Origin of the sequence: Microcoleus sp. CAWBG58 (assembly GCF_020883045.1) — a bacterium.
Lineage (GTDB): Bacteria > Cyanobacteriota > Cyanobacteriia > Cyanobacteriales > Microcoleaceae > Microcoleus.
Genome location: NZ_JAHRFA010000162.1, coordinates 1 through 5511, shown reverse-complemented (window position 1 = coordinate 5511; position 5511 = coordinate 1). Strand labels below are relative to the sequence as shown.

The window sequence follows — 5511 nt, the reverse complement described above, 5'->3', positions numbered from 1 at the left end:
CGCCGCCGCCGCTATGGTCTGCGTTGTAATTTGTTGTCAGCAATTTACAATTATGAGTTAGCTCTAGGGGATTAAATTTAAAACCTCTGATCGTAACATATATCTTTTTTGCAAGAGGTCTATTGTAATTGCTCTATTAGGTTCAGTAAGAACTCTACTGTCTGACGCATGGATTCGTCTGCAATACCTGAGGGGTCGATGGGAGAGCAGCAGTATGTTGTAGGGTGACTTGTCTTGTGAAATAATCTTTGGCGTCATGTGTCCTATTTTATCACACTTTTTTTACTCTGCTTACTTTTTTTCTCTGCTACCCCGAATTATTGAGCGGATACCAATAACCAATAACCAATAACCAATAACCAATAACCAATAACCAATAACCAATAACCAATAACCAATAACCAATAACCAATAACCAATAACCAATAACCAATAACCAATAAATCCAAAAATAGAGTGTGGCCAAGACCTAATCTTACCCACACCTAAAAAAACGGTTATTAGTTTTAATCTGACTTGTGATAACATTCTTCATTTATTTTGTGCTGAAGTTCTTCTTTCAACTGTTCCACAGCGCGCATAGTTTGAGCCTTTTCTTTTTTCTGCTGCCCGAGGGCTTTTTCTGTTTCCTCACCAAGCAATTTTTCCCTTGATTTTGGTAATGTAACTTCGCGGCCACTTACTACAGTATGGATCGGGTTTTCTTCATTCATTAGTTTTCACCCTAATTTATGCTAAACATATTTTCAACAAGGCTAATTCAAAGTTGACCTTAGCTAGATCCTAAGGTAAAGCACGTAGAGTTCCCTCTGCCTGAAGGGTGATAGGGCTGGGGGAAGAGTGGGTTAGTTTTTAGGTTTGAGTATTATAGTAAAAGCAATCTACGGAGAGTTATATCTCCCGGAAGCAAGATATGGGAAGGAGAATAGTGCATGAGTAGGTGCAGTTAGTTGGTGACTCGCACGCAGCTAGGCGGTGAATGAGTTGGGGAGAGTGTAAGAGGTAAGAGAGGGATAATTGTTCTGCGGCATTGCACAAGTGGGTTCTACCGTTTGTTTGATGAGGCTGCTTAGACCTCCGTCACAGATTGAGATAAAAATCGGTGACAGGTTAGTGCAGAATGTAAGTCAATGCAGGAAGGTTTGACCGTTAAAATCAACAGGATGCAGCAATTGTTAAGTTGTGTGGCGATCGCGTGAAATAATCTGCTAAACCTGAGTTAGCCTCCGGACTAACTTCCCGCAGGATTGAACTAAAATTTCTGTTATTAGTAAAAAGTATCTAAAACCCTATGGGAGCAAGGAGCAGTAACCCCCTCGAAGCAGCCGGCCCAACTTGTGAGCCGATCAAAATAGGCGTGTTGCATTCGCTGACGGGAACTATGTCCATCAGCGAAATTTCTGTAAAAGATGCGACGCTGTTGGCTGTTGAGGAAATTAATGCGGCGGGAGGGGTACTCGGACGCCCCTTGGAAGCGGTGATAGCAGATGGAGCTAGCGATTTGCAGACTTTTGCTCAAAAAGCTAAGCAATTGCTCCAAGAATCGCAGGTGGCGGTGGTATTTGGTTGTTGGACTTCGGCTAGTCGCAAGGCGGTACTGCCAGCTTTCGAGCACGGCAATGGGTTGCTGTTTTATCCGGTACAGTATGAAGGGCTGGAACAGTGTCCGAATATTTTCTACACTGGTGCGGCCCCGAACCAGCAAATTGTACCTGGGGTGAATTACTTGCTGGCTCAGGGGAAGCGGAAAATTTTTCTGTTGGGTTCTGATTATATTTTTCCCCGGACAGCAAATTTGATTGTGAAAGCTCAACTGGCTGCACTCGGAGGAGAGTTGGCGGGGGAAGTGTATCTGCCGCTGGGTTCGAGGGAGGTGGACGAGGCGATCGCACATATTTTAGCAGTGAAACCGGATGCGATTCTCAACACTCTTAACGGCGACAGCAATGTGGCTTTTTTCCATCAACTGCGGGAAGCTGGTTTGAAACCGGAGGATTTGCCGGTGATGTCGGTTAGCGTCGCAGAAGAGGAAATACGGGCGATAGGGCCATCTAATATTGCCGGACATTGGGTGGTTTGGAACTATTTTCAAACTGTTGATACGGCGGAAAATCAGAAATTTGTTAAGGATTATAAAGCGAGATATGGGGAAAATCGTGTCACGGATGACCCAATCGAAGCGGCTTATTTGGGGGTTTATCTGTGGAAGGAAGCAGTAGAAAAAGCTGGTTCGATAGATGTAATTAAAGTCAGGGCGGCTGCTAAAAATATTGAGTTTGCAGCGCCTTCGGGCATGGTAAAAATAGATGCTCAAACCCAGCATACTTGGAAAACAGTGCGGATTGGTCAGGTGCGATCGGACGGTCAAATTGAGGAGATCTGGAATTCCGGGGCACCTGTACAGCCGGATCCTTTTCTCAAAAGCTACCCTTGGGCGGCGGCACTAAGTCCGAAGCAGATTTCTGTGGGAACTAGGGCTTCTTTGCTCGGGCTGTTTGTCATCATGGTACTGATTACTTGGATGGCGGTGGGAGTCGGGTGGATGGGTTCTTTGGAGATGAAGAACTCTTTGCTGGCGATACAGGCGACATCGGCTCCAGGGGGGGCTGTGGAGGCAACAATGGCGGTGCTGGCCGAGCAAACTATGGCTGTGGCGAGCCGCACTCAGAGTTGGCTGGTGGGGGCTTTGGTTTTGAGTTCGATCGCAGGTATAGTTGCTTGTGTGTCGGTGTCGGCGATTATTCGGAATTTGGGTTTGCTCCGGGAAACTGCCCAACTGATTGCGAGCGGTGATTTGACTGCTCGATCGCCTGTGGTGTCTAATGATGCGATCGGAGTGCTATCTTCTACTCTCAATACAATGGCTCAGCAAATTAGCAGTTTGCTCAAAGGTTTGGAGGTGCGACAACGACAGCTAGAAGAGCGATCGAGTGAATTGGAAGTTGCTAAGAACGCTGCGGAAGCTGCTAACCGCGCCAAAAGCACTTTTTTGGCAAATATGACTCACGAATTGCGGACGCCCTTAAATGCGATTATCGGCTACAGCGAGCTGCTGCAAGAAGAGGCTCTGGAACTCGGGGAAGAAGAGTTTGTGATGGATTTGGCAAGCATTAATATGGCAGGCAAGCAGTTGCTGAACATTATTAGTGACATCTTGGATATTTCTAAAATAGAAGCAGGAAAGATGACTCTTTTCCTGGAGACTGTTGATGTCTTGAATTTAGTCGATCAGGTTGTGACTACGGTTCAACCGCTGATGGCGAAAAATGGCAATACTTTGAGTGTCAATTGCGATCGCGATATTGGTACGATCCACGCTGATTCGGCGAAGCTGCGACAAGCGCTGTTGAATTTGGCGAGCAATGCTGCTAAGTTTACCGATCGAGGCAAAATTACACTTAATGTTTGGAAGGAAGAATGGGAAGTTTTGCCTGTGGAGAATTCCGAGGATCTCTCGGATATTGGCTCTGAGTTTCACAGATATTCGATCGTGTTTCAAGTCACCGATACGGGCATCGGCATGACTGACGATCAGATTTCGAGGCTGTTTGGAGCTTTTTCACAAGCGGACGATTCGACTACCCGCAGGTACGGTGGCACGGGTTTGGGGCTTACTATTAGCCGAAAGTTTTGCCAGATGATGGGCGGGGATATTACGGTTGAGAGCGAGTTTGATTGCGGTTCTACTTTTACGATTCGCTTGCCGATGGCGATTAAAATCGAGAAAGAAGCCGAGGGCGATCGAGCACCGGAAGAAACAGCGCAGCAAGAAGTGCGATCGCAAACGCTGGAACTTCCTGATGCTGCGACTGTGCTAGTAATTGACGACGATCCAGACTCGCGGGATTTGATCGCCCGCTGCTTGTCAAAACAAGGATTTCGGGTACTCTCGTCAGCTAGCGGTGAGGAAGGGCTTAAGTTAGCTAAGGAGTCGCTACCCGATGCGATTACTCTAGACGTGATGATGCCGAGTATGGACGGCTGGGCGGTGCTGTCGGCGTTGAAAGCCGATCCGGATTTAGCTAATATTCCGGTGATTATGTTGACTTTTTTGGACGATCAAAATCATGGTTTGGAATTGGGAGCAGCGGAGTATTTGAGGAAGCCTTTGGATTACAAACGCTTTGCTGATTTATTGAGTAAATATCAGCGCCCGCAAAAGTAGTCTGTTGACGGTTGACTGTTGACTGTTGACCATTTGTGACAAGTTAATAAAAAGTGCAAATTGTCAAGGGGGTAGACTTGCAAGAGGTAAAATAGGATGAAACCTTGACCGGGTAAGCAGTTGAGCCATAATTGAACCAGTTTATGAGTAGCAAAAAACGCATCAACCGAGATCGTGCAAAGAAAAAAAATCGTCCTCAAGTAGAAAACGAAGCGATCGCGAATTACCTGGAAGATTTATTAATTCCAGCAATGGCGGCCCAAAAAACTTTTTATCGCCAACTAAATTTAAGAGATAGAATTTTAACACTACCCATTAATGATAGCCTCCGTATTAAGTTTATTATGGCGAGACGTAGCAGGAGTAACAGAATTAACCAGATTATTAAACAATACTTCGGACAGTTTTTAAGCAGCGAGAGTACCATAGGATAGGACGCTCCGGAAGGTTAGGGTGATTTAAAATGAAATTCCGGTCTAAATCTAACTTATCAATAAAGGTGTAAAGTATATGCCTATTGAATTCACGGCGTTTATAAGAGGTCATGGAAAACACGAATGGCTCGGGCGATAAATGACTATTATAAGCTTCATATTTGGCTAAATTTAAAGCAATTAGACTGGCATTAAAATGAAAATCAAGGCATTGACCACTACGAGATTGACAATCAGATAAGCCTGTAAATTGTTTGGCATCACGAAAAATAAACTCAATCTGAAAACGAGCCTGATAATACTCAAGTATTTGCTCACCTGTCAGCTCGATATCAGTGCTGAATAATAAAATATTTTTGATTTTACCATTGGGTTGAAGTTCAGAAAGACAAGCTAAACGTATTTTGCATTTTGAAAGAAACACTCCATACTACTAATGAGTAAAGCTTGACTCCTGGTTTAACTTCTTTGATAAAAGTTAAATCTTTTAATTTATTACAGTCCACTTTTCCCTCGTATTTACGAGGTGCACTCTGTGAATTTTTTTCACCTGTATAGAGGTACTTTAAATTGGCATCTGACCGTAATTTACTAATCAAATTTAAATTTGAATCTCGTACAGCCTCCCAGAACTTAGCGCGGCAATAATAACCGTCAGCTACCAAATATCGTACAGATTCTGGCAATAAAGAACGAGTATTTTTTAAATGTTGAGAATAGTCGTCAACTCTTGTTATCTCAGGCGTTGAGCTTTGAGCGCCTTTCTTTTTAGTAGTTTTTTTTGACTTTTTTTCGTTTGAGCTGTGAGGGGATTTTTGGGTAGTTCTGTGGGAGGACGCCAGGGTGTTTGTTGTACACTCACACTATAAGACAAATGAGTTTCGACTTCGACCACAGAAATTACAGAAATTT

General features: G+C 44.2%; 4 protein-coding genes and 1 pseudogene. 2 read left to right on the top strand and 3 right to left on the bottom strand.

The features are described 5' to 3' along the window. Positions 1-291: 291 nt before the first annotated feature. Positions 292-528, bottom strand: a complete 237-nt coding sequence (locus tag QZ918_RS32840) for a hypothetical protein (RefSeq protein WP_293343225.1) — start codon at positions 526-528, stop codon at positions 292-294. Then, positions 507-713: a hypothetical protein gene (locus QZ918_RS32835; protein WP_293343222.1), complete on the bottom strand. Its 207-nt coding sequence runs from the start codon at positions 711-713 to the stop codon at positions 507-509. The genes QZ918_RS32840 and QZ918_RS32835 overlap by 22 nt, the downstream gene beginning before the upstream one ends. A 578-nt stretch (positions 714-1291) precedes the next feature. Between QZ918_RS32835 and urtA the strand changes: the two genes are divergently transcribed. Together urtA and QZ918_RS32825 are read left to right on the top strand one after the other, a co-directional pair. After that, complete coding sequence (gene urtA, locus QZ918_RS32830) at positions 1292-4165, top strand: urea ABC transporter substrate-binding protein (RefSeq protein ID WP_293343219.1); 2874 nt, start codon at positions 1292-1294, stop codon at positions 4163-4165. A gap of 143 nt (positions 4166-4308) precedes the next feature. Beyond that, positions 4309-4552, top strand: a pseudogene (locus QZ918_RS32825) (hypothetical protein); the annotation flags it as partial. Here QZ918_RS32825 and QZ918_RS32820 read toward each other — a convergent pair. Continuing rightward, positions 4550-5023, bottom strand: coding sequence for a transposase (locus QZ918_RS32820; RefSeq protein WP_293343216.1), 474 nt, complete (start codon positions 5021-5023; stop codon positions 4550-4552). The pseudogene QZ918_RS32825 and the gene QZ918_RS32820 overlap by 3 nt on opposite strands. Positions 5024-5511: the final 488 nt, after the last annotated feature.

Excerpts from the sequence above, each read along its gene's own strand:
- QZ918_RS32840 (WP_293343225.1), bottom strand. The coding sequence starts at position 528 with ATGTTATCACAAGTCAGATTAAAACTAATAACCGTTTTTTTAGGTGTG.
- QZ918_RS32835 (WP_293343222.1), bottom strand. The coding sequence starts at position 713 with ATGAATGAAGAAAACCCGATCCATACTGTAGTAAGTGGCCGCGAAGTT.
- urtA (WP_293343219.1), top strand. The coding sequence starts at position 1,292 with ATGGGAGCAAGGAGCAGTAACCCCCTCGAAGCAGCCGGCCCAACTTGT.